Here is a 23,425-nt window from a genome sequence, read left to right on the forward strand (position 1 = left end):
GGGGTGGGGTGGGGTGGGGTTAGTGGCAGGTGTTGGTGCCGGTGTCTGTGTAGGTCTGGCCGGCTACTGGCACGAACTGCCAGTCGTAGCTGGTGGAGTGCAGGGTGAACTTGAGGACGCCCCAGGCTGAGCTGTTGCGCGCCTCGCTGTTGGGTTGGATGGTGCCGAAGCCGTAGTGGCCGGCGCCGCCCATCCCGGCGACGAAGCTGCGCAGACCTCGGCTGGAGTCGGCGCCACCGGCCGGGTTCATCGGGGCGAACCGCTCGTACACGTGGTTGTGCCCCCAGACCACGACGTCGGCGTTGTAGTCGTAGAGGGCCTGGTACAGCGGACGCGTCGACGTCGACGGCGCGTGGTTGGAGCTGGACGTGAACAGCGGGTGGTGCCAGTACGCGATGGTGCACGGCTTGCTGCTGGCGGCCAGGTCCGCGCGCAGCCACTGCTCCTGAGTCGACCCGGCCGACATGCTGATGTTCGAGTTCAGCGACACGACGTGCCAGTTGCCGAGGTCGAATGAGTAGTAGCCGCGACCGCTCGGGCCGGCCGACGTACCGAAGTAGTTGTAGTAGCCGGTCGCGCCCGACGTGTTGTAGTCGTGGTTGCCCGGCGACGGGCGGGTGCGGGACTTGTGCCGACCCCAGGTGGGCTCGTAGTAGTTGTTGAACTGCGACGCCGTTCCGCTGTCGTAGACGTTGTCGCCGGTGGTGAAGACCGTTCCCGGGATGCTGTCGAGCAGCGTCGCGGTGGCGCTGTCGCCGGAGCCCGAGTCGGCGATGTCGCCGGCACCGACGAACACGGGGTCGCCCGACGGGGGTGGCGTCGTGCTCCCGGTGGTGACCACCAGTTGCGGGGCGTCCGCGCCACTCTCTCGGGTGTCGTAGTAGGCGCCGTCGCCGCTGGTCGAGGTGGCGCCGAAGCTGTACGTGCCGTTGCCGGTGACCGCGGCAGTGACGTCGACCTCGTACCAGGTGTTGCCGCTGACCGCGCCGATCGTGCCGAGCGCGGCGCCGTCGATGGTCGGCTGGTTGTTCCAGGTGGTGCCGGTCTCCGACCAGGTCGTGTTGGACATCCGGCGGAACGTGCCGCCGGCGTCGCTGCCGCTGTTGCCGCTGATCGTGCGCAGTCGCAGCTTGGCGCCGGTCACCGTGCCGCTGACACCGCTCACTGTGAAGCGCAGGAACGAATGCCGCACGGGCGAGTTGTCGACCACTACCTGCGTGGACGTGCCGTAGTTGGTGGCGGCCGTGTCGCTCTGGACGTAGGTGTCGGCGACCGGCGTGAAGGTCACGCTCGCCGCCGACGCCGCGCCAGCGCCGGTCACGACGACGGCGCCGGTCGCGGCGACGATCACCGTGACCACCCCCAGCGTCACCGACGGACGGGGGAGTCGAATGTCCATCCAGGACTCCTTGCCTCGTGGGGTAGAGCGCAAGGAATGTAGGAAGGTCGATGAGACGGTGGGCGGCGGGCGGATGAACAGTGCGTCCCGGCAGGCGAACACCTCGGTGTTGGAAGTCCCTTCACCCGACCCTCGTCCGGATGCCACCCGCGGTCCGTTGTGCCCCCTCCACTGAGTACGGACGATGGCTGCCCGTCGACCGCCGATTAGAGGAGATGCTCGTGTACCTGTCGACCGTCTCCCGACCGGTCGCCGATGAACCCGGATCGGGGCTCCGACGCCGCCGGTTCGCGATGGTCAGCGGCAACGTCGTCGCGCTCGGCACGGTCAGTCTGATCACCGACGTGTCGGCCGAGATGGTGGCCGCGGTCCTGCCGCTCTATCTGGTGCTGGGCCTGAACCTCAGCCCGGTGGCCTTCGGCGTGCTGGACGGTGTCCACACCGGCGCGACCGCGCTGCTGCGGGTCGTCGGTGGTTTCGCCGCCGACCGGTTCCGACGGCGCAAGCTGATCGCCGGCATCGGCTACACGCTCTCGGCGGTCGCGAAGCTCGGCCTGCTGCTCGCCGGCCGGTCGATACCCGCCATCGGCGCCGTCATCGCCGTCGACCGGCTCGGCAAGGGTGTACGCAGCGCGCCGCGCGACGCGCTGATCACGCTCTCCACGCCACCCGAGGCGCTGGGTCGGGCGTTCGGGGTGCACCGGGCGATGGACAGCGTCGGGGCGTTCCTCGGGCCACTCGCCGCGTTCGCGGTCCTGCTGGTCGTCGGGCAGTCGTACGACGCGGTCTTCGTCACCAGCTTCTGCATCGCGGCCCTGGCCGTCGTGGTGCTCGTGCTCTTCGTCCGGGAGCAGCCGTCCGGCGAGGCGGCGGGCGGTGACGCGGCGGGCGGCGAGGCGGCGGGCGAGGCCAGCGACGCCAAGGTCTCCGTCCGCGAGGCGTTCGGGTTGCTGCGCGGCGGACCGGCCCGGCGGCTGGTGCTTGCCGCCGCGATGCTCGGGCTGGCCACCATCGGCGACGGCTTCGTCTACCTGCTGCTGCAACGCCGGATGGACCTCGGCCTGCGCTGGTTCCCGCTGCTCGCGGTGGGGACCAGCCTGGCGTACCTGCTGCTCGCCGCCCCGCTCGGCGTACTCGCCGACCGGATCGGTCGCCTGCCCGTGGTGATCGGCGGCTACACCGCCCTCGCTGCGACGTACCTGCTGCTGGCCGGCCCGGTCGACGGTTGGCCGCTGATCGCCCTGGCGCTGACGCTGTACGGCGCCTTCTACGCAGCCACCGACGGCGTGCTCATCGCGCTCGCCGGTCCGGTGCTGCCGGCGCGTCTGCGGACCACCGGAATCGCGTTGGTGCAGACCGGGCAGGCCCTCGCGTACCTCGTCTCCTCCGTGCTGTTCGGTCTGGCCTGGCAGGCGTGGGGGCCGGAGAACGCGATCCGCGCGGCGGCCGTGGCCGTCGCCGGCGTCCTGGTCGGCACGCTGCTCCTGCTGGCCTCCCCGTCCCGACTCACCACCCGGAAGGTGCTCCGATGACAGCGATGTCGACCCGAGCGAAGCTCGGCGTGGTGGTCGCCTCGGCAGTGCTGCTGGGCACCGTGGCGGCCGGCTACGCCGCCACGGCCGCGCAGGCTCCCCGGACGACGCCCCCCGCCGGCGGCGAGCAGGCGGTCACCCTGGCACCCGGGCCGCGCCTGCTGGCGATCACCGACCGGCACGTCTCCACAGTCGCCGCGACCGACCCCGCCGGGCCGCGCACCGTCGCCGGCCTGGAGTGCCTCCGGGTGTACGCGGCGGCCGGCACCGGGGTCTGTCTGAAGCCGGAGACCGCCTGGTCGTACCAGGTTGTCGTGCTCGACGCGACGCTGCGCCAGACGAGGGCGGTCAGTGTGCCGGGGCTGCCGAACCGGGCCCGGGTCTCGGCGTCCGGCCGGATGGTCTCCTGGACGACGTTCGTCGGTGGCGACTCGTACACCTCCAGTGGCTTCTCCACCCGCACCGGGATCCTCGACACCCGTACCGGCACCACTGTGGCCTCCCTCGAGGAGTTCGGGATCACCCGGGACGGCCGGGCCTACCGCAACGCGGACGTCAACTACTGGGGCGTCACCTTCACCGCCGACGACAACCGCTTCTACGCGACAATGGCGACCGGCGGTAGGAGGTACCTCGTCCGGGGTGACCTCGCGGCCCGTAGCGTCGAGACGCTGAAGGAGAACGTCGAGTGCCCGTCGCTGTCACCGGACGGCACCCGGCTCGCGTTCAAGGAGGCGGTCGACGCCGACCCGGCGAAGGGCTGGCGGCTGTCGGTCCTGGACCTGTCGAGCATGCGGGTCACCGCGACCGCCGAGGTCCGCAGCGTCGATGACCAGGCCGCGTGGCTGGACAACGAAAAGCTGGCCTACACGCTACGCCGGGACGACGGCCAGCCCGACGTCTGGAGCGTTCCGGCGCACGGGTTCGGCACGCCGGCGCTGGTGATCCCCGGCGCCGAGTCGCCGTCCCCGCTCACCTGACGGTCCGGTCCCCGGCCCCGGCGTCCGGACACCTGAACGCCTTTGCGCGGACAGCATTCCGTCATGCCGGATTCCGCCGCGCTGCCATCGCCGTTCATCGACGTTCCCGAGGCTGTTGACCATGACAAGGCTGAGCCGTCGCATCTTCGTCCTCGGTGGACTGGTGACCGCCGGAGCAGCGGTGACACCCCGCCAGGGTGCCCGCGCCGCGGTGCCGTACCCCTTCAAACTCGGTGTGGCGTCCGGTGACCCGGCGCCCGACAGCGTGGTCCTCTGGACCCGGCTGGCACCCTCCCCGCTCAACGCCGACGGGCACTGTGGCATGGCCAACGCCGACGTGACAGTGGAGTGGCAGGTGTCCGCCACCGACCGGTTCACCTCGCTGGTCGCCTCCGGCTCGGTGGTCGCCCGGTACGCCGACGCGCACTCCGTGCACGCCATCGCGGACGGGCTCGCCGCCGACTCCGACTACTACTACCGGTTCCGGGCCCAGGGCCAGATCTCGCCGGTCGGGCGGACCCGGACCGCCCCGGCGCCCAGCGCCTTCGGCCGCGACCTGGTGATGGCCTTCGCCTCCTGCGCCCACTACGAGGCCGGCTACTACACCGCGTACCGGCGGATGGCCGAGGACAACCCCGGCCTGGTCCTGCACCTCGGCGACTACATCTACGAGGGCGGCGTCGGCAGCTCCACGGTGCGGCAGCACGTCGGCGCCGAGATCGTGTCGCTGGCCGACTACCGCCGCCGGTACGCGCTGTACAAGTCCGACCCGGACCTGCAGGCGGCCCACGCGGCGGCGCCCTGGCTGGTGGTGCCGGACGACCACGAGGTGGAGAACAACTACGCCAACATGGTCCGCAACGACAGCAGCCCCACGCTGACCGCCGCCCAGTGGACCGCCCGGCGCACCGCCGCGTACCGGGCCTACTACGAGAACATGCCGCTGCGGCCGGCGTCCGCCGCCAACGGCAACAGCATCCCGCTGTACCGACGGGTCCGGTGGGGGCAGCTCGCCACCTTCCACATGCTCGACACCCGGCAGTTCCGTGACGACCAGGCCTGCGGCGACGGTTGGAAGGTCTGCGCCGACGCGGACCTGGCGTCCCGGTCGCTGACCGGCGCCACCCAGGAGGCGTGGCTGCTCGACGGGCTGGCCCAGCGCTACGGCACCTGGGACATCCTCGGCCAGCAGGTCTTCTTCGCCCAGCAACTCGACGCGAACGGGGCGGCGAGCATGGACGCGTGGGACGGCTACCGGGCCTCCCGCAGCCGCATCCAGACCGGCTGGCAGCAGCGTGGGGTACGCAACCCGCTGGTGCTCACCGGCGACGTGCACCGGTCGTGGGCCAACGACCTCAAGGCCGACTACGCCAACCCCGCCTCGGCCACCATCGGCACCGAGCTGGTCTGCACCTCGATCAGCTCCACCGGCAACGGCAGCGGCAGCACCACGGTCCCGAACGCGGCGGCCAACCCGCACTTGAAGTTCTACTCGGACCGGCGCGGCTACGTCCGTACCACGATCAGCCGCAGCCAGGTCCGCGCGGACTTCCGCGCGGTGAACACAGTGACCGAGCACGGCGCGGCGGCGTCCACAGTGCGCTCGTTCGTCATCCTCGACGGCCAGCCCGGCCTGCAGGCCGGGTAAGGGAGAGAACCACAATGACCGCGATCACCGCACTGCTCACCGCGTCCCTGCTGGTCCCGAACGTGGTCTCCGGCCCGACCGCGATGACCGCCGAGGCGGTCACCTGGACCACCGCGAACAGCGTCGCCACCGGCGACCAGGACCTGCCCTCCATCGCCATGAACCGCAACGGCCACGTCGCCGTGGTCTGGGAGGACGACCGGGACGGCACCGCACCGCAGGACGACACCCACAGCGAGATCTACCTGCGGCTGTTCCGCGACGGCACGTCCGCGTACGAGCTGAAGCTCTCCACCGGGGGAACCAGCGGGGCCGCCTGGCGGCACCTCAGCCCCGACGTCGGGCTCGACGACCGGGGCAACGCCGTGGTGGTCTGGGCCGCCGACGGCGACGGCAACGGCGTCTACAACATCCAGTACCGGGTGGTGTCACCCGCCGGCACGGTGCTCGGCTCGGGGCAGGCCAACGCCAGCGACGCCGGGCAGCAGATCTGGCCGAAGGTCGCGGTCGACCCGGACGGCGCGCCCACCAACGCCGCCGCCGTCGGCTTCACAGTGGTCTGGGAGGACGTGCAGGGCACCGCTCCCGCCACCGTCAAGGCCGCCGGCTTCACCGCCGCCACCACCAAGGCGTACGAGGTGACCGCCTCGCAGACGACGGGCCCGCACCACCGCCCCGACGTCGCGGTGTCCGCCTCCGGCGAGGCGCTGGTGGTCTGGGACGAGGACGCCGACGCCAACGGCTCGTACAACATCGGGCTGACCCGGCTGGCGCGGTCCAACGGTGCCGTGGCGCTGTCGCGGCGGACGGCCAACGCCCAGAGCGGCGGACAGCAGCAGCGTGCCTCGGTGGCGGCGAACTTCGCCGGTGACTTCACAGTCGGGTGGGAATCCGACCACACCGGCACCCGGGGTGTCTGGGCTCGATCGTTCACCGCAGCGGGCACGGCACGGCACGGCGAGGTTCCGGTCTCCACCGGCACCGGTGCCATCGCTCCCGGGATCGGCATCGACGACCAGGACAACGTGGTGGTGGGCTGGACGGTGTCCGGCGCCAACCCGGACGTCTGGGCGCGCGGCCTCAACCCGGACGGCACGTCCACCGGCCGGCTGGCGGCCCAGGCGCTGAGCCAGACCACGACGGGCCGCCAGGAGCACTTCGCGGTCGCCGCGTCGCCCTGGGGCGAGGTGAGCGTCTGCTACACCGACGACAACGACGGCAACACCTTCGACCAGGTGCTCCTCGGCCTGGGGACGACGAACTCCACCTGGCTGATGTCCGCCGACGAGCTGCGCCGACTGAAGGCTCGGGCGGGCGTCACGACCCACTGAGCCGGGCGGGATCCAGTCGGGTCGGGTGAAGTCGCGGTGTCCCGCTACCGGGGGCACCGCGACTTCGGCACCACCGAGTCGATCAGCCGAAGAGCAGGTCGAGGTGGGCGTCCAGCGCGCCCAGCGCCTGTTCGGCTGTGTACTGCCCGCCCAGCAGGTAGACACCGAGCCCTTCCATCAGCGCCAGCAGGCCGGCCGCGGCGGCGGGGCCGTGCCGGTCGGGCAGGACGCCGGCGATGAACCCGGTGAATTGCGCGGTGTCCTCGTGCAGGCTGGGCGCGGCCGACGGTCGCACCGCCGTGTAGGCGAGGAACGCGAGCGCCACCCGTCCGTTGTCGCGGGTGCCGTCGTCGAGCGGCAGGAGCGCGGCGAGCATCGTGCGCAGCAGCAGTCGAGGCGACGGGGTCTCGCCCAGCCGCGCCACCGCCTCGGTGACCCGGAGTTGGCTGCGCTCGCGCACTACGCTCAACGCGAACGCCATCATCTCGTCCTTGGTCCGGAAGTAGTGCTGGACCATCCCGGCGGACACGCCGGCCTCGGCGGCCACGTGTCGGAGGCTGACGGCCTCCAGGCCCTGATCAGCGGCGACCCGCATCAGCGCGTCCGCGATGAGGGTGCGTCGCTCCTGGTGATCGACCTTCTTGGGCATGGCCTCGATCGTTTCACAGTGGGTGGCCCGGGGACTCCGCCAGCGCGGCGGTCACCGGCTGACGGTCTGGCTCACCGGAGTGCCCCGCGCGCTGCGCAGCAGGCCGTCCGGGTCGTCGGCGTACAGTCGCAGCTCGTTTACCGGCGTGGACCCGGTCTTCGGCAGGTCGAAGGTCAGCGGCCGGCGCAGCAGGACGTCGATGCTGGTCTGGCTGCCGACCGAGATGGACACCACCCGCCGGTCGCCCTCCTGCTCGACCTGTACCGATTTGCTCGACGGCAGCGAACGGTAGCGCTTTCGCAACGCCTCGACGTCAGTCCACGGGATCCAGACGTCGATGCCCCAGCTGAGCCGTACCCGCAGGCCCCGGTCGCCCACGACGTGGGGGTGGATCGTCATGCTGGCGAACAGGCCGATCATCCAGAGCAGACCCCAGATGCCGAGGCCGAGCACGATCCAGCGGGCGGGCCGCCACGGCACCACGTGGGTGACCACGACGTCGAAGATCGGGATCTCCACGACCGACAGGCCGATGAAGATGCCCAGGATCGGCTTGACCACGCCGAGGTAGCCGAACGGCTCGTCGCCGGGCCCCAGCGGCAGTGGGCGACGCCGCGCCCACACGTACAGGCTGCGCCACGTCGCGGCCTCGGCTTCGGCCGCCCGCCGCAGCAGCGGGCCCACCCGTGCCCTGGCCGGTGTCTTCGTGTCGGTCATTGTCGTCCTTCTTGCTCGGGGGCCGATGGTCCGTGCGGCGTGACGGTTCCGGCGCCGCCGTCCACTGTGACGAGCTGCCCGGTGGTGATGGTCCGGGTGGCGTCCGGCACGCAGATGACGGCGGGAATGCCGTACTCACGGGCCACCGTCGGGCCGTGCGCCATGATCGCGCCGGTCTCGGTGACCAGCGCCGCCGCGGTGAGGAACAGCGGGGTCCAGCCGGGGTCCGTGGTCGCGGCCACCAGGACTTCGCCGGGCTCGACGTGGGCGGTGCTCGGGTCGTGCACCACCCGGGCGGGGCCGGTCACCCGGCCCGCCGACGCACCCACTCCGGCGAGCGTCCCGTCGCCGGCCGATGCGGCCGTCAGGACGGTCTCGACATCCGTACCGTCGGAGAGCAGTGCCACCGGCACCGTCCGACGCCGCAGCTCCCGGCGGTGCACGGTCCGTCGGGAGGTGACGGTGCCGCGCAGATCAACACCCTGGTGTACGACGGTGTGCACCTCGTCGAGGGTCAGGAACATGATGTCGTCGGCCTTGTCCAGCAGGCCGGAGCCGTGCAGGTCGGCGCCGATGAGCAGCAGTTGGCGACGGGTCTCGCGCAGCGGGTACAGCCCGGCGAACTTGCCGGCCTCGCGCAGGCCGGCCAGCGACCGCGCCCGGCGCAACAGGAAAGCGGCGGCCCTGCCCCGCACCGGCCGCCGACGGCACGTTCGGGTGACCAGTTCCTCCAGCGCTGTCTCCGCCGCTGACGCGGCCCGCTGGAAGCGCTGGTCGGGACCCTGTTGCGGATCGGTGACCCGCAGGTAGTTGGCGACCGCGGCGAAGACCGGCGTGGGGTCCTCCGCCCAGCGGGGCACCCCGAGGTCGACTTCGGCGACGCCCCGGTGCCCGTAGACGTCGAGGAAGGCCGCCATGCCGATGTCGGGCAGCGTTCCGCGCAGGTAAAGTGCGGCCAACTCGGCCGGCGGGGTGTCCAGGAGAAGCTGGCGGTGCTCGCCCACGCCCTGGGCGAGCCGCCACAGGGCCAGGTCCATCTCGATGGTGATGTTGTGCGGCATGCCGCCGAGCACGGTGTGGATCTCGTCCGGGCCGGCGACGCCCTTGAGCAGCGCGGTCGGCAGAGCGGCGGCGAGCATCCCGGCGACGATCGGCCACATGATCGCGTCGGCGCTGTCGTCGGCGTCGGCGTCGGCGTCCTGCGCCTGCACGAAGCGCAGCCGGTCGGCTGTGGTACGCAGGTCGGCGGGGGCCGCTGAGCTCACCCTCAGGTGCTCGATCGCCTCGAACATCCGGGTCCGCGCGGCCTCGGGACGGGCCAGCGCCCGCAGGATCCCCACGACCGCGCGGCGGGCCGTCCGCAGCGACGCGGCCCCCGGTGCCCCACCGTGCCGGGCGCCGCCGCTGGTCGGGGCGAACCGGGGATCGGCCAGCACGTGCTGCATCGCCGCCTGGGCGCGCGGCCCGAAGTCGACCGCCAGGAGCTTCACCAGTCGCTTGCGGGACGACCGGTCGCGGGCGAGGTCGGTCAGGTCGCCGTAGAGGCGGCCGCCGATGTCGACGATCTCGACCCGCACCCCGAGCGCGGCGAGCATCGCGGCGATCTGCGTGCGCAGGGTCGACATGCCCATCGGGGTGACCGGTTGCAGCATGCCCTGAACGTGCCCGAACTCCAGGTAGACGCGGGGGAGGGGCTTCTCGCTGAGCGGCGGGGCGGGGAACAGGCTGGTGATCGGCCGGGACTGGAGGAGCCACAGTACGTCGTCCGCGTCGATGGCCCACTCGACATCCTGCGGGCAGCCGAAGTGGGCCTGCAACCGCTCGCCGGTGGCGCGGAGGCGGGCCAGCTGCGTGGACGTCAGGCATCCGGCCTCGGTGCGGGTGACGTCGTCGAGGATGTAGTGGTCGACGGCTGCGGCGCCGTCCACCACTGTCGTGCCGAGGCCGGCAGCGGCGTCGACGGCCATCTCGTCGCGGCGCCCGGTCAGCGGGTTCGCGGTGAACAGCACTCCCGCCACAGTGGGTGTGACCATGCGCTGCACGACGACGGCCATCAGCACCGTTTGGTGATCGATGCCGTGGGCGTGGCGGTAGGCGGTAGCGCGGTCGCCGTGCAGCGAAGCCCAGCATTTCTCGATGGCGGCGATCAGCTCGGCGGTGCCGGTGACGTTGAGGACGGTGTCCTGCTGCCCGGCGAAGCTCGCATCCGGCAGGTCCTCGGCGGTCGAGCTGGAGCGCACCGCCACCGGGCCCGCGCCGAGCCGCTGATACGCGGCGACGACCTCGGCCGTGGGGACGACGCCGAGCCGGTGTGCCTCGGTGGTGACGCAGAAGCCGTCGGGGACCCGCTCGCCGTGCCGGATCAGCTCGCCCAGCCCGGCCGCCTTGCCGCCGACCAGGGGGGTCATGGCGGCGGTCACCTCGGACAACGCGATCACGTGCATGGCAGCCCACTCTCGTTGCAATACAACTGCATTGCACCTGACGGTATCTCGTTTGCGATGCGACTGCAATGTCACCGCTGCGGGTACGCCACCTCGGGATCGGAACGTTGCCGGGATCTGCCATGCTCGGGCCGGTGACGACCGGTCGCCCCACCAGATCCCGCTCCCACCGCCGCCCTCGAAGCCGTGCCATCCGCGTCCTGCTCGTGCTCGTCGCGGCGGCGGCCGTCCTGGGTGTCGCGGTGGTCGCGGTGCCGATGCTGCGACCGGCCGGGCCGCGCCCGCTCTTCCAGATGCCGGTGACCTGCGGCGAGACGTGGCAGCTCAGCACCTACCCCGGTCACGACGACTACGACGTCGACTTCTTCCCGGTCGAGGGCGAGACGTGGGGGCGGCCGGTGCTCGCCTCGTACGCCGGCACTGTCACAGTGGCGGGCATCAACGGCTCGCTGGGTGGCCGGACCCCGGAGAACCCGGACGGCCCACGGGGGCGCGGCGGCGGCTACTGGGTGAAGATCGACCACGGCGGCAAGTGGGAGACGCAGTACCTGCACCTGCTCGAACCGCCGCTGGTCACCGTCGGTCAGAAGGTCGCCCAGGGGGACCAGATCGGGCGGCTCGGCAGCACCGGAAACTCCGGAGCCCCGCACCTGCACTACGAGCAGCGCCGCGGCTGGGACAAGGTCGAGACCCACTTCGACGGTACGCCGTCCGGCATCACCACCGACGAACGCGAACAGATCCTCCGGCGGGTGAGCAACAACTGCCCGGCCGTCTCCTGAGGACCGCAGTTTGCCCGACACGGCTCGGGGGCACTGATTCGGGAGACAGTTCAGACGCAGGGAGGGAGCGGGCCATGGCCAAGGGTGATGTCGACACGTACCACGAGGACGGGCAGTGGAAGAACAAGCCGGAGGGCCACGAGCGAGCCAGCAGCACGCATGACGTGAAGGCCGACGCGCAGGCCCAGGGCCGCGAGATGGCGGCCGACCGCGGCGTCGAACACGTGATCAAGAAGCAGGACGGCACGATCGGGGAGAAGAACACCTACCCCCGCAGCCGTGACCCCCGTGACATCGAGGGCTGACAGCTTCCCGTCCCAGCGGACCGACCCACCCGGCGTGACCGTGGGGTCGGTCCGCTTTTTGCGCGGCGGGAAGCCAGTCGGCTTTATCCCCGTACGAGAAATATGGGTGTTTTTGGGGGATATAGTCCAGATCGGGACTGGAGTGAAAGCTGGGAGTGGGGCATGTCGTTTCCGGGCCGGCGTCGTCCGAGCAGCATCACAGCGCTGACGGTAGCCGTGACCGTGGGAGTTCTCGCGGTCGCGCCGCTCCCCGCCTCGGCGGCCGGGTCCGTCCTGTTCGACCAGCCGTTCCACAACAACACCCCGAACGGCGTCGGCGCGGTGGCGGTGCCGGGCGTGCCGGCCGCCACCGCGAGCAACGTCGCCTGCCTGAGTGCGGCAGGCAACTCGACGATCGGCCCGCTACTGAGCTGCCCAACGTCAACCGATCCGCAGGGCTCGGGCAAGCTGCGGCTCACCCCGGCTGTCGCGAACCGGCAGGGCGGGGTGTTCGGCGCGGTGAGCGTGCCCACCTCCCAGGGGTTGCACGTCACCTTCAACACCTATCAGTACGGCGGAATCAGCATCGGAGCGGACGGCCTGGCGTTCGCGCTGGCCGCTGTCGACCCCGCCAACCCGCGGTCCCCGGCGGTGATCGGCCAGTCGGGCGGATCCCTGGGCTACTCGGCGGCGTTCAACGGTGGCTCGGTGGGTCTGTCCAACGGCTATCTGGGCATCGGGCTGGACGTCTTCGGCAACTTCAGCAACAGCCTCTACCAGGGCACCGGTTGCACGAATCCGCCCTACATCTCGACCACGAACACGCGGGTCCCCGGCCAGGTGGTGATCCGGGGTCCGGGCCGCAACGGGGTCGGGTACTGCGCGATCAACAGCACCGCCACCAGCACCTCGTCGCCCGCCGTGGCGTTGCGCGCCAGCACCCGGGCCGCCTCGGTGGTGCCGGTCGAGGTGGTCGCCAACACCACCGCGTCCTCGTTCACCACCGACAGCGGCATCACCGTTCCGGCCGGGGAGTACCGGGTCAGGTTCACCCCGGTCGGTGGGTCGGCGCGGACCCTGGCCGGCAGTCTTCCGGTCGTGTCGCCGAACCTGTACCCGTCGCCGTCCTGGCTGAACGCCAGCGGTTACCCCCGGCAGCTTGCCTTCGGCTGGGTTGGCTCCACCGGTTCGGTCACGGACTTCCACGAGATCGACAACGTTCGGACGGTGAGCTTCAACCAGGTGCCGGACCTGAACGTGTCGCAGACCAGCGCGGTCGGAGCCACCCCGCAGCCCGGTGACCCGGTCACCTACTCGATCACCGCCGGGGTCGATGCCGGCGCCGCCGAGACGTCGCCGATCTCGGTCACGCAGACCGTGCCCACCGGTGTCGTACCGCGCAGCGCGTCTGGCTCCGGCTGGGTCTGTGCGGCACCGTCAGGGCAGACCATCACCTGCACCAACAGCAACGGGCCGTTCGCCGGCGGCAGCTTTCTGGCACCCCTCACGGTCGTCGCGACCGTCACCGGCACCGGCGTGACGCCGGCGCTGATCCAGACCGCGACGGTGGCGACCTCATCGTCGATCGACGCGAACCCGGGTTACTCCACCGTCACCACACCCGTTGCGCCGGCCGCCGCACCGAGCGGCGTCACCGTCACCCCGGCGCAGAGCTCCATCGCCGGTGGCATCGCGGTCACCGTCGGCGGCAGCAATCTGACCGGCGCAACAGCGATCACCATCGGTACGGCCGCCGAACAGCAGGCCGGCACGTCGGTGCTGCTGGTGCCGTGCACCTCCGGCCCCGCCGCCGGCTGTTTCACAGTGAACCCCGACGGCACCCTCGGCATCTCCGCCATGCCGGCCCGGTCCAGCCCGGCGACGGTCACGGTCAGCGTCGTCACCCGGGGCTCCGCCGGGTCGGCGACCTACGTCTACGCGTCCACGCCGGGCACGCCAGCCACGCCCACCGCGGTCGCGGGCGTCACCAGCGCCACGGTGGGCTGGACCGCGCCGGCGAGCAACGGCAGCCCGATCACCAGCTACCTGATCACCCCGACCCGGGACGGCGTCACCCAAGCGACAGTCACCTTCGACGCCTCCGCCACCAGCCGCACCCTGACCGGGCTGACCGCCGGCGCGTCGTACACCTTCCGGGTGGCGGCGGTGAACGCGTACGGGACCGGTGTGGCCAGCCCACCCTCGGCGGCGGTGGTCCCGTACACAGTGCCGGGGGCGCCGACGAACACCTCGGCCACCGCCGGAACCAACGCCGCCACGGTGAGCTGGACGGCCCCGGCCAACGGGGGGTCGCCGATCACCGGTTACACAGTGACGCCGTACCTCGCCGGGGTGGCGCAGACACCCCGGGTCTTCAGCGGAACCGCCACGACCCAGATCGTCACCGGGCTGAGCGCCGGTGCCACGTACACCTTCCGGGTGGCCGCGACGAACGCCGGCGGGACCGGCCCACAGTCGGACCCCTCCGGGTCGGTGACTGTCAACGCGCCGCCGACGCTGACCTTCCCACCGCCTCCACCCGGCAGGGCGTACGACCCGTACCAGTACCAGCTCACGGTGACCGGCGGCACCGGCCCGCTCGCCTGGTCGGTCAGCGCCGGGAGCCTGCCCGCCGGGCTGACCCTCGACCCGGTCACCGGCCTGCTCTCCGGCACGCCCACCGTGTCCGGCACGTTCCCGTTCACCGTCCGGGTGACCGACTCGTTCGACCAGTCCGCGACCCGACCGGTCGATCTGGTCATCACTCCGCTCGGTGGGCTCTCCATCAGCGTCCCGGCGATCTCGGCGCTCGGCACCGTCACCTCCGGCGCGACCGGCGTCTCGGGCCAACTCGGCCCGGTGACCGTCACCGACGACCGAGGGCCGTTCTCCGGTAACTGGGTCACCGTCGTCTCCAGTACGAGCTTCACCACGGGCTCCGGCTCGGGTGGCGAGACCATCCCCAACAGCACCATCACGTACGCCTCCGGGCCTCTCCTTGCCAGCACCGGAGTCGGATCCTTCGTCCCGCAGCCCGGGGCGGTGCTGAACACGCCGCGTACGGCCGCCGGGTGGTCCGGCCAAACGGGAGGCCCGAACTCCGCCACCTGGAACCCCACGCTGTTCGTGACCCTCCCGTCCGAGGTGGTGGTCGGCGACTACGTGGCGGTCGTGACGCACTCCGTCATCTGAACCCCGCCCCACACCCTCGCCCACCGCCCCGCCTCGAGGATCATGGAGTTGTGGTGGGGGACAAATCATTCTGGTGGCGCCCGAGTCGACCACCACAAGTCCATGATCGACTCGGTCAGACGGTGCTGCCCGGCCGTTCCGGGGGGAACGGACGGTGCTGCCCGGCCGTTCCGGGGGGAACGGCCGGGCAGGTTGCTTGGCAGGGGCGGTGGTCAGGCCAGCTGGGTCCGGCGCCGCCGGACGAGATACCAGCCGCCAAGGGTGACCGGCACCAGCAGGGCGACGCCGCCGACCGTGTAGACCAGCCAACTCGGCCCGCCGGACGTCGCGACCGTCATCGGCGCCGCGACGGGTAGGACGATCTTCCCGGTCGCGGTGCGTTCCACGGTGCCGCTGGCGAGCTTCGCGTGCACGTCCCAGGTCCCGGCGGGCAGGGCCTGGTTGACCTCGATCCGAACCTGACCGCTCTGGCCGGGCAGGATCGTCACGCCGTTTGTCACCTTGAACGGACCGGCCTGGACCGCCGTCTTGGTCAGCGACAGAGTGCCGGTCATGTCCAGCGCGCGTTCGCCGGTATTGGTGACCTTCGCGGTGACCACGGGGAACTCGCCGGTGCCAGGCTCCGCGGCCAACCCTTCGATCCGGAAGTCCGTTGGCGGCTCACCACCCGGACCGATGTCGAGGTAGACCCGGATGCCCACCCGGTGGATCTGGGTGACGTTGCCGGTGCGTTCCTTCGCGCTGGTGACCTGCGCCCAGATCGCGGCGTACCGCTCGCCCTTCGATGCCTTCTTCGGCACGGCGAGCTCGACCTCGACCGGTCGTCGCTCACCCGGGTCCAACTCGATCGTGGCGGTCTTCAGCCGGATCCACCCGCTCAGTTCGTTGCCGGTACGCCCCTCGGGCACTGTGAAGGCGTTGTTCTCGACCGACGCGGCGCCGGAATAGAACTCGATCTTCTGCGTCTCGGCGGAGGTGTTCTGCACCTCGACCCGGCGGTTGATCGTCGCTCCGGGCTTCAGGTGATCCACGATGTAGACCTGGGCCCGGGGGTCCTGCACCCGACTGGCCGGGATGTCCAGCATCCGGATGCTGATCGCGGCTTCCTCGGCCGGCTCCTGTCGCTGCTCCCGCACGGCAACGGCCGGTGCCGCCGAAACCCCGAGCGCCCCGAGGGCGACCGAGGCCAGCAGCACCAGCCGGCCGAGCGGCTCAGAACACCGAATGTGTCACCGTCCCGGTGTAGACACCTTGGACGGTGCCGACGGGCACGTCCACCACCAGGGTCGGGTTCCAGGTGGCGAAGTTGTTGCCGGTGCCGCCGGTGTGGCTCATCGCCGTTTGGGGGACGTTGATGATCACTGCTTGGGCGGCGGTGGGCTGACCCGGTGTGAAGGTGCCGCCACCAGCGGTCGCGGTCGGGGGACCCGACCAGTACTGGACGTTGATGTTCGGGATCGTCTCCCCGGAGGAGCCACCGCCGGTGACGAAGTCGGTGGAGATGACGTTGGCGGTCCAGTTGGGGGTGAGCGATCCGCGCTGGTCCAGCACGGTGACCGGGCCGAGCTGACCGGAAACGGTCGAGCCCTCCACGCCGTGGCCGATGTTCGCCGTCGCCGGCACCGTGATCGACAGGCCACCGGCGGCGTCGACGGTGAGGGTCACGATCGTGTCGCCCGTGGTGTCCGCGGCGGCCGGTCCGGCGAGCGCGACGACGGCGGCAACGCCGGCCAAGCCCGCGAGAATCTCTCTGCGCATCGAGTCTCCTATGTCCCAAAGTGCCCTGGTGAGCACTTAAGAGAATAACTACGCAAAACGCCCATATGGGCCGAATGGTGCGTGCGTCACCCGGTGGGCGTTCGAAGATCGCGCTCGGTCCGGGACGTAGTGGTGTCGCGTGCGCGGGAAGGGCTTCTTTCCTCAATCAAGGACGATCATGGATCGGCCAGTCATGTGCGTTCGGCCCTCGCGGAGGGCGCGCACGGCAAGGGCTCGGCGCCCTGCCGGCCGCCGAGCCCTGCGAGCGAATTCAGGCCGCGACCACGTACGGGAACGTCGCGGAACGGGCGGCCTTGGTGACCTCCGAGGTGAGGCCGGCGGTGGTGCCGGTGTTGAGGATCAGGGAGAACATGACCTCGGGCACGTTGTCGGCCAGGGTGCGCCCGTTGCGGACCGCGAAGCCGAAGTTCGCGGCCGTGCCGACCTTGTACGAGAGCACGTCGGGGTAGAGCTGCCGGGCGACGCTCCAGCCGTACGCCTGCGGGTCCGGTGCGGTGCCGTTCGCCTTGACCACCCCGGCGACCGCGTTCGCGATCTCCTCCCCGCCCTCGGTGAGGTCGTTGCTGGGGTGCCGGAAGTTGGCGGGGTCGGAGAAGTCGGTGTCGTGGGGCCAGAAGATCGGCCACATCATGGGGTGGCCGGCGCGGTTGATCTGGCGCCATCCGCCGGCGTCGGTGGCCAGCATGGTGCGACACCACACACCGATCTCGGTGCCGTCGCGCAGCAGCGGCTCGTTGTGGGAGACCTCAAGGACTATCGACTCGACTGTGGTGCCGGCGAAGCTGTTCTTGGCCTGGTCGACTCGCCACGCCGACCGGTCCACAGGCGAACCGTTCTTGACCGCGCCGTTGATGGTGGCGAGTTCGTCGAGGTCGACGTAGAAGGGGTCGGTGATCCGGCCGGCCCAGATCCGGACGTTGCCGCCGGTGGTCACCTCGCCGGTGCGGCCTTCGGCGATGGGGGTGCCCATCGCGGCGTCGTCGCGGGCGTCCGCTCCGGGGAGCTCGTACAACTGGAGGGCCTGCCGGGCTTCGCCGTCCGGCTCACCGAAGGCGAACCGGTAGGTCAGGTCCTCCACGGCGGTGCCATTGATGTGGATCTTGATCTCGTAGCGCGCCTCGGCGTGGAAGCCGCGCTTGATGTCGGCCTTGGTCACCGAGCTGTTGACGTCCATGACGAACACCGTGGCGCGGTCGCCGTTGAAGACGTACAGGTCGTCGATGTGCAACTGGCCGTCCTGGGCGGCCAGGGGCGTATCGAGGTGGTGCGACATGAGCTCACTCCCGGAACTGCCGGATTCTGGACTAATCCGAACATAGTGGGCATGAGCCTGGCCTCCCGCCCATCGAGTCAATCTGGTTCGAGGAGGTGGGCGGGGCTCCAACGGCGGTGGGCCGCCCGAGTTCTCCTCGGACGGCCCACGCCTTCGTGCTCGGGTGATCAGATGCGAGACCATTTCTGGTTGGCGGCGCCGAGGCAGTCCCACAGGTGCAGCTTGCCACCGTTGTTGGGGTTGGCCTCCCGTACGTCCACGCACTTGTTGGCGTTGAGGTTGACCAGGTCGCCGGAGGCGTTGAGGGTGAAGCGTTGCGCGGTGTTGCCGTTGCAGCTGACCAGGTTGACCTCGGTGCCGTTGGCGGTGCCGGCCCAGGCCGGGTCCATGCACTTGCCCATCGCGCGGACGGTCCCGTCGGAGGCGAAGGTCCAGCTCTGGGCCGCCGTGGTGTTGCAGTCCCAGATCTGGAGTTTGGCGCCCTCGACCGGGTTGGCGCCGGGGATGTCGATGCAGCGACCGCTCTGCGCGCCCCGGATCCGGTTGGTGCCGGGAGTCGGGTCGCCCCCGCCGCCCGAGGTGTAGCTGGACACCCGGACGTAGTCGACGAGCATCTGCTGTGGGAACTGGGTCGAGCCGTCGGGGTAGCCGGGCCAGTTACCACCGACCGCCACGTTGAGGATCATGAAGAAGGGGTGGTCGAACACCCAGCGGTTGCCGCCGAGCCGAGCGGGATCGACCCGGTGGTACTGCACCCCGTCGACGTACCAGGTGATGACGTTCGGCTCCCAGTCCACCCGGTAGGTGTGGAAGGTGTCGGCGAGCGGCGCGCCGAGGGTGCGGCTGCCCGTGATGCCGCCGCCGCCGGAGTAGCCGGGCCCGTGCACGGTGCCGTAGACGGTGTTGGGCTCCCGGCCGATGTTCTCCATGATGTCGATCTCGCCGGCGTCGGGCCACCCGCCGCCGGTGCCGAGCATCCAGAAGGCCGGCCAGATACCCTGACCACGCGGGACCTTGATCCGGGCCTCGAACCGCCCGTACGTCTGGGTGAAGGTGGCCGCCGTCAGCAACCGCGCCGACGTGTACTCGCAGCGCCCGTAGTGGCACTGGTAGTTGGCGGGATTGTCCCGGCGGGCGGTGATGACCAGGTTGCCCTGGCCGTCGTGGACGGCGTTGCTGGTGCTGTTCGTGTAGTACTGCCGCTCGTTGTTGCCCCAGCCGCCGCCACCGGTGTCGAACCGCCACTTGTTCTGGTCGACGGGTGTGCCGGCGGGGGAGTTGAACTCGTCCTGCCAGCTGATGGGGCCGATGGCGGCCTCGGCCCGGTCGGGGTTCGCCGGGACGACGAGCGCCGTCGCTGTCGCGACGAGGGCGGCCGCCAGGAGTACGAGGGGGCGGAAGCGGAGGCTGGGCCGGTCTGTGAACACGGGAGGCTCCTCAGCTTGGGGGTGATGGAGGCGGTTGACCAGGATAGAGAGCGCTCTCTAAAGCGAAGCATGTCGATATCATTTCTTTCTGTCAAGAGTGTTTCCAATATCACGACCGTCCGTTACCGCCCGATGCTGACCAGTGAGCGGTCGAGCGCCGACACCGGTCGTCGCCGTGGCATCGCTCGATGCCTCCGAGATGGACGAGGCCGACCCATCGAGGGAGTTCGGCGCGGCCGAGGGTTACTCGATAGCGGTCGAATCGACCTTTCCTATTGCCGTGGGGCGTCCACGCGGGACAGGATGACGAGGCGTGCCGGAAACTTTCCCGTAACCTGCGCGCTGCTGGTCTCTGTCACAAGGAAGTGGGAGTCAGTCATGAGTGAGGCGTCGACGGCGCTGGGTGTGCGCCTCTACCCGGATCTGGTCGAGCGGGGTGGCCTGGCCCCCGCGCTGATCGAAACCGCTGCCCGCCACGGGCTCGACGTCGGCCGGGTGACCGCGCCGGAGCAGGGGCGGGCCCGGTTCACCTGCGCCGAGCTGCACTCCGACGAGGGCGTGGTCTGCGTGGGGCTGGGCTCGCAGGCCCGGTACTTCATGATTGACCTGCGCGTCTCGGGAGAGGTTCTCGCCCGTGGTGACGTCATGGATCTGGTGCAGGTCGCCCAGGTGGCCGCCGCCTGGCGGGCCGGCCTGACGTTCGCCGAGCTGACCGCCCGGTTCCCGTTCATGGAGGAGATCAAGCAGCGCCCGGCGCCGGTGGCCCAGGTCAGCTAGTCGGCGGGGTCGGGGCAGGTCAGCAGCGCAGCCGAGGTGGCAGTGGTGACTCCGTACCGGCACTCCGGTTGAGGTAGGTCGACTGGACGAAGTCGACGAGGCGCTCCGCGTCGGTCGCAATCGAGGCCAGTCCGAACGAGACGCGGACCGCGCCGCCCGTCGGCAGCCCCAGCGCGGCAAGGTACTGGTCGATCGTGTCGACCCCCGCCAACAGCCGCTGCCGCATCGACGTCCGGCTCATCCCGAACGCGCCCTCGGCCGCGCCCGGGTTGCAGAAACAGCCGGTACGCAGGGAGAGACCGGCCATTGCCGCCTCCCGCGCCACGAGCCGTTCGTCGACCAGCGTGCCGTCCGGGTGACGGAGGTTGAAGGTCACAGTGCCACCGCGCCCCGCACCCGTCGTCGGCCCGTACACCTGGACCAGCGGCCCGCCGGTGTCGTGCCGCAGGGTGGCCAGCCGCTCCAGCAGCCACTCGGTGAGCAGGCCGACCCGGGCGTGGACGAGGTCCACGCCGATCGAGTCGAGCCAGCCCAACCCGAACTCCACGTCCGGGATGCTCAGGAAGTTGAGTGTGCCGTCCTCGAACGCCGACTCGTCGTCCATCGGCCGGTGCCAGTCGCCCTGCACGCTCACGGCGCGGATGGTGCCGCCGGCGAACCACGGCCGGCGCAACCGGGCCAGCGCGGAACGGCGAGCCAGCAGCGCGCCGACCCCGGTGGGGTAGCCGAAGAGCTTGTACCAGCTCAGGCAGACGAAATCCGGCCGGACGACGCTGAGGTCCAGCCGGTTCGTCGGCGCGAAGGCGGCAGCGTCGAGCAGCACGTCGTAGCCGCGCTGGTGGGCCAGCTCCACCCAGCCCAGCGGGTGCTGCACACCGGAGAAGTTGCTCTGCGCCGGATAGGCGAACAGCCCGCGTCGACCGGGCCGACCCCACCGACGGGCCAGCCCGCCACTGCCGGCGTCGAGCGCCGCGACCAGGTCCGACTCGGCAACTCGCAGCTCCGGCCCGTTCAGCGGCAGGTAGCGTACGGACGCGCGAGCCGACCGGGCGTACTCGCGAATGCCGTTGACCGAGTTGTGGTTGTCCCAGGTGAGCACCAGCGGCGCGGCCCGGCCGAAGTCGTACGCCTCGCCCACCAGCCGGCAGGCGCCGCTGGCGTTCGGGGTGAAGATGACCGCGTACTCGGCCGGGTCGGCGCGGAAGAAGTCGAGCACCGCGCGTCGCGCCGAGTCCACCAGTGAGCCCGCCGCCACGCTCGTGGGGTTCTCCGAGTGGGGGTTGCTGTACAGGCCGGCGAGCAACCGGTCGTGGTGGGAGCGAACCTGGGCCTGGGCGGCCACCCCGGCTCCGGCGTAGTCGAGGTACACCTGCCCGTCGGTGTCCAGGTGTCGGTACTCGGTGGCGCGTAGTTCGTCGATCCGGCCGGTGGCGGCGTACCCCGGCAGCGCAGTGGGGGAGGCGGGCGGCGCCGGGTCAGGACGCACGACGGGGATCCCGTCGGAGCAGGACCGCCCAGGCGGCGCCCAGGAAGAGCAGCACGAAACCGCCGAGCACCAGCCAGTCGACCCACACCGGCCGGGAGAAGCTGTCGCCGTACGTGGCCAGCAGCGGCGGGCCGAGCGGAGAGCCGCCGTCGCGCCAGAGCCGCTCCACCCCGGCGGTGTGCCCCAGGCCCTCGAACGCCCACCGGTTCGACATCGCGTAGCTGAGCCACTGACCGCCGGCCGCCATCGCCGGCACCGGCAGGATCGCGCCGACGAACAGCACCTGTGGGAAGCAGAGCATCGGCAGCATGAGCGTCGCCTGGGCCGCGTCGGACACGGCCGCCGAGCAGAGCAGACCGAGGGCGAGCGCCGCCGCCGAGGAGAGCAGCAGCGTCGCGTACAGGGCGGCGAAGTCGGCGCCGCCGACCGGCGGCAGCCGGTCCATGCCGCGCAGTACCCCGAGCAGGGCAAGGTCCACCACGGCCAGCAGCGGCAGCAGCACCGCGACCTTCGCCAGCAGGTACGGGACCAGCCGGACACCGGCCAGCCGCTCCCGGCGCAGGATCGGCAGCTCGGTGCAGATCTGGAGGAGCCCGTAGGTCAGCCCGAAGAAGAAGCCGCCGAACGCGATCCAGAACAGGATCATCACGGTCACCGTCGGGCTGGGTCTGGTCGGCTCGAATGCCCCCGGGCGGAACAGCAGCGCGAACATGCCGAGCACCATCAGCGGCGAGCCGAGCAGGATGGCCAGGGTCAGCCGGTTGCGGACGACGATCTCCGTGTTGCGCGCGGTGAGGACCGCCCACTGGCGCAGCCGGCCGACGCGCCGGGGCGGCGTCGCGGCGGCGTCACCGTCGTCGGTGGTACGCGGCGGCGGTTCGGCCGCGCGTTGCTCGGCGAAGCGATCGGGCCACTCGGCGGGTTGCGTCGCTTCGTCGAGCCGGAGGTGCACCTCGGCCAGGGACCGCAGGCCGAAGAACTCCCGGGCGGCGGTCGGGGTGCCGGTGAACGCCAGCCGGCCCTGACGGGTCAGCACGACGACCCGGTCGCAATGGTCCACGTCGGTGATCTGGTGAGTGGTCAGCACGACGGTGGCGCCGGTGTCGGCCAGCGCGCGGAGCACCCGGAGCAGCTCCACGGCGATCGCCGGGTCCAATCCGGAGGTGGGCTCGTCCAGGAAGAACACGCCGGGTCGGGTGAGCAGCTCGACGGCGATGCTGGCGCGCTTGCGTTCACCGCCGCTGAGCAGACCGACCGGCGTGGCGGCCCGGTCGGTGAGCCGCAGCTCGGCGAGCACCTCCGCGACCCGGTCACTGATCTCGGCCGGCCCGGTGGTGGAGGGCAGACGCAGTCGGGCGGCGTAGCGCAGGGTGCGGGCCAGGGGCAGCTCGCGGTGGATGATGTCGTCCTGCGGAACGACACCGATGGTGCCGCCCGCGGTGGTGCCGTCGTACGTCAGGGTGCCCGCTGCCGGTCGCTGTACCCCGGCGAGGATCTCCAGCAGGGTGGTCTTGCCGGCACCGCTGGCGCCGATGATCGCGACCAGCTCGCCCGGCGCGATGCTCACTGAGATGTCGGTCAGGATCTGGCGACCGCTTCGGACGCTCTGGCCCAGCCCCTGAGCGGCGATGCCGACACCGGCACGCGGGGGAGACGTGGTCTGCTCGGTCGTCATGTCGAGTGCTCGATCCGGTCGGGGAGTGGTCCGCCTGAATATCGTGCCTC

At 71.0% G+C, this 23,425-nt stretch carries 18 protein-coding genes; 8 read left to right on the forward strand and 10 right to left on the reverse strand.

Features of this window, described 5'->3' with window-relative positions; all coding sequences use genetic code 11:
- Positions 1-19 precede the first annotated feature (19 nt).
- The gene (locus KBX08_RS14595; RefSeq protein WP_210784031.1) at positions 20-1,399 is read right to left on the reverse strand and encodes a DNRLRE domain-containing protein; all 1,380 of its coding nucleotides are present in this window, start codon (positions 1,397-1,399) and stop codon (positions 20-22) included.
- 221 nt (positions 1,400-1,620) lie between these two features.
- Between KBX08_RS14595 and KBX08_RS14600 the strand changes: the two genes are divergently transcribed.
- The 4 genes from KBX08_RS14600 (at position 1,621) to KBX08_RS14615 (ending at position 6,890) form a co-directional block, all read left to right on the forward strand.
- Entirely contained in the window at positions 1,621-2,931 is a 1,311-nt protein-coding gene (locus tag KBX08_RS14600; RefSeq protein WP_307850556.1) for an MFS transporter, read from the forward strand.
- The gene (locus KBX08_RS14605; protein ID WP_210784033.1) at positions 2,928-3,911 is read left to right on the forward strand and encodes a PD40 domain-containing protein; all 984 of its coding nucleotides are present in this window, start codon (positions 2,928-2,930) and stop codon (positions 3,909-3,911) included. Before KBX08_RS14600 ends, KBX08_RS14605 begins: the two co-directional genes overlap by 4 nt.
- A 121-nt stretch (positions 3,912-4,032) precedes the next feature.
- Positions 4,033-5,559, forward strand: a complete 1,527-nt coding sequence (locus KBX08_RS14610; protein ID WP_210784034.1) for an alkaline phosphatase — start codon at positions 4,033-4,035, stop codon at positions 5,557-5,559.
- Positions 5,560-5,573: 14 nt separating this feature from the next.
- Positions 5,574-6,890, forward strand: a complete 1,317-nt coding sequence (locus KBX08_RS14615; protein ID WP_210784035.1) for a hypothetical protein — start codon at positions 5,574-5,576, stop codon at positions 6,888-6,890.
- A gap of 82 nt (positions 6,891-6,972) precedes the next feature.
- Here KBX08_RS14615 and KBX08_RS14620 read toward each other — a convergent pair whose 3' ends face one another.
- From KBX08_RS14620 to KBX08_RS14630, 3 genes are read right to left on the reverse strand one after another with little or no spacing between them, the layout of a single operon-like run.
- A complete protein-coding gene (locus KBX08_RS14620; protein WP_210784036.1) occupies positions 6,973-7,539 on the reverse strand; it encodes a TetR/AcrR family transcriptional regulator in 567 nt (188 codons plus the stop codon).
- Positions 7,540-7,590: 51 nt separating this feature from the next.
- Positions 7,591-8,256, reverse strand: coding sequence for a hypothetical protein (locus tag KBX08_RS14625; RefSeq protein WP_210784037.1), 666 nt, complete (start codon positions 8,254-8,256; stop codon positions 7,591-7,593).
- Entirely contained in the window at positions 8,253-10,700 is a 2,448-nt protein-coding gene (locus KBX08_RS14630) for a PEP/pyruvate-binding domain-containing protein (protein ID WP_210784038.1), read from the reverse strand. The genes KBX08_RS14625 and KBX08_RS14630 overlap by 4 nt, the downstream gene beginning before the upstream one ends.
- 122 nt (positions 10,701-10,822) lie before the next feature.
- On the opposite strand from KBX08_RS14630, the gene KBX08_RS14635 reads away from it, so the two are divergent.
- The 3 genes from KBX08_RS14635 to KBX08_RS14645 all read left to right on the forward strand — a co-directional run bounded on the left by KBX08_RS14635 (position 10,823) and on the right by KBX08_RS14645 (position 14,958).
- Positions 10,823-11,482: a M23 family metallopeptidase gene (locus tag KBX08_RS14635; RefSeq protein ID WP_210784039.1), complete on the forward strand. Its 660-nt coding sequence runs from the start codon at positions 10,823-10,825 to the stop codon at positions 11,480-11,482.
- A 74-nt stretch (positions 11,483-11,556) separates the two neighbouring features.
- On the forward strand, positions 11,557-11,787 hold the full coding sequence (locus KBX08_RS14640) for a DUF2188 domain-containing protein (RefSeq protein WP_210784040.1): 231 nt from the start codon (positions 11,557-11,559) through the stop codon (positions 11,785-11,787).
- Between the two features lie 162 nt (positions 11,788-11,949).
- Positions 11,950-14,958, forward strand: coding sequence for a fibronectin type III domain-containing protein (locus tag KBX08_RS14645; protein ID WP_210784041.1), 3,009 nt, complete (start codon positions 11,950-11,952; stop codon positions 14,956-14,958).
- A 212-nt stretch (positions 14,959-15,170) separates the two neighbouring features.
- On the opposite strand, the gene KBX08_RS14650 is transcribed toward KBX08_RS14645, so the two are convergent.
- From KBX08_RS14650 to KBX08_RS14665, 4 genes are all read right to left on the reverse strand, one after another.
- The gene (locus KBX08_RS14650; protein ID WP_210784042.1) at positions 15,171-16,094 is read right to left on the reverse strand and encodes a hypothetical protein; all 924 of its coding nucleotides are present in this window, start codon (positions 16,092-16,094) and stop codon (positions 15,171-15,173) included.
- 76 nt (positions 16,095-16,170) lie between these two features.
- The gene (locus KBX08_RS14655) at positions 16,171-16,716 is read right to left on the reverse strand and encodes a hypothetical protein (RefSeq protein WP_210784043.1); all 546 of its coding nucleotides are present in this window, start codon (positions 16,714-16,716) and stop codon (positions 16,171-16,173) included.
- 271 nt (positions 16,717-16,987) lie between these two features.
- Positions 16,988-18,010 (reverse strand): DUF4331 family protein, encoded by a 1,023-nt coding sequence (locus tag KBX08_RS14660; protein ID WP_210784044.1) that lies wholly within the window; start codon positions 18,008-18,010, stop codon positions 16,988-16,990.
- Between the two features lie 167 nt (positions 18,011-18,177).
- Entirely contained in the window at positions 18,178-19,437 is a 1,260-nt protein-coding gene (locus KBX08_RS14665) for a glycoside hydrolase family 16 protein (protein WP_210784045.1), read from the reverse strand.
- Between the two features lie 378 nt (positions 19,438-19,815).
- Here KBX08_RS14665 and KBX08_RS14670 point away from each other — a divergent pair, with 378 nt between their 5' ends.
- Entirely contained in the window at positions 19,816-20,214 is a 399-nt protein-coding gene (locus KBX08_RS14670) for a hypothetical protein (protein ID WP_210784046.1), read from the forward strand.
- A 19-nt stretch (positions 20,215-20,233) separates the two neighbouring features.
- Here KBX08_RS14670 and KBX08_RS14675 read toward each other — a convergent pair whose 3' ends face one another.
- The gene (locus tag KBX08_RS14675; RefSeq protein WP_210784047.1) at positions 20,234-21,700 is read right to left on the reverse strand and encodes an aminotransferase class V-fold PLP-dependent enzyme; all 1,467 of its coding nucleotides are present in this window, start codon (positions 21,698-21,700) and stop codon (positions 20,234-20,236) included.
- A complete protein-coding gene (locus KBX08_RS14680) occupies positions 21,690-23,375 on the reverse strand; it encodes an ATP-binding cassette domain-containing protein (RefSeq protein ID WP_210784048.1) in 1,686 nt (561 codons plus the stop codon). The genes KBX08_RS14675 and KBX08_RS14680 overlap by 11 nt, the downstream gene beginning before the upstream one ends.
- Positions 23,376-23,425: the final 50 nt, after the last annotated feature.

Origin of the sequence: Micromonospora sp. H61, from assembly GCF_018070325.1 — a bacterium.
Taxonomy (GTDB): domain Bacteria; phylum Actinomycetota; class Actinomycetes; order Mycobacteriales; family Micromonosporaceae; genus Micromonospora; species Micromonospora salmantinae.

Bases quoted from the DNA above. Each gene is read 5' to 3' on its own strand.
- KBX08_RS14625 (WP_210784037.1), bottom strand. From the start codon at position 8,256: ATGACCGACACGAAGACACCGGCCAGGGCACGGGTGGGCCCGCTGCTG.
- KBX08_RS14670 (WP_210784046.1), top strand. From the start codon at position 19,816: ATGAGTGAGGCGTCGACGGCGCTGGGTGTGCGCCTCTACCCGGATCTG.
- KBX08_RS14630 (WP_210784038.1), bottom strand. From the start codon at position 10,700: ATGCACGTGATCGCGTTGTCCGAGGTGACCGCCGCCATGACCCCCCTG.
- KBX08_RS14645 (WP_210784041.1), top strand. From the start codon at position 11,950: ATGTCGTTTCCGGGCCGGCGTCGTCCGAGCAGCATCACAGCGCTGACG.
- KBX08_RS14615 (WP_210784035.1), top strand. From the start codon at position 5,574: ATGACCGCGATCACCGCACTGCTCACCGCGTCCCTGCTGGTCCCGAAC.
- KBX08_RS14680 (WP_210784048.1), bottom strand. From the start codon at position 23,375: ATGACGACCGAGCAGACCACGTCTCCCCCGCGTGCCGGTGTCGGCATC.
- KBX08_RS14640 (WP_210784040.1), top strand. From the start codon at position 11,557: ATGGCCAAGGGTGATGTCGACACGTACCACGAGGACGGGCAGTGGAAG.
- KBX08_RS14620 (WP_210784036.1), bottom strand. From the start codon at position 7,539: ATGCCCAAGAAGGTCGATCACCAGGAGCGACGCACCCTCATCGCGGAC.
- KBX08_RS14605 (WP_210784033.1), top strand. From the start codon at position 2,928: ATGACAGCGATGTCGACCCGAGCGAAGCTCGGCGTGGTGGTCGCCTCG.
- KBX08_RS14595 (WP_210784031.1), bottom strand. From the start codon at position 1,399: ATGGACATTCGACTCCCCCGTCCGTCGGTGACGCTGGGGGTGGTCACG.
- KBX08_RS14660 (WP_210784044.1), bottom strand. From the start codon at position 18,010: ATGTCGCACCACCTCGATACGCCCCTGGCCGCCCAGGACGGCCAGTTG.
- KBX08_RS14655 (WP_210784043.1), bottom strand. From the start codon at position 16,716: ATGCGCAGAGAGATTCTCGCGGGCTTGGCCGGCGTTGCCGCCGTCGTC.
- KBX08_RS14635 (WP_210784039.1), top strand. From the start codon at position 10,823: ATGCTCGGGCCGGTGACGACCGGTCGCCCCACCAGATCCCGCTCCCAC.
- KBX08_RS14610 (WP_210784034.1), top strand. From the start codon at position 4,033: ATGACAAGGCTGAGCCGTCGCATCTTCGTCCTCGGTGGACTGGTGACC.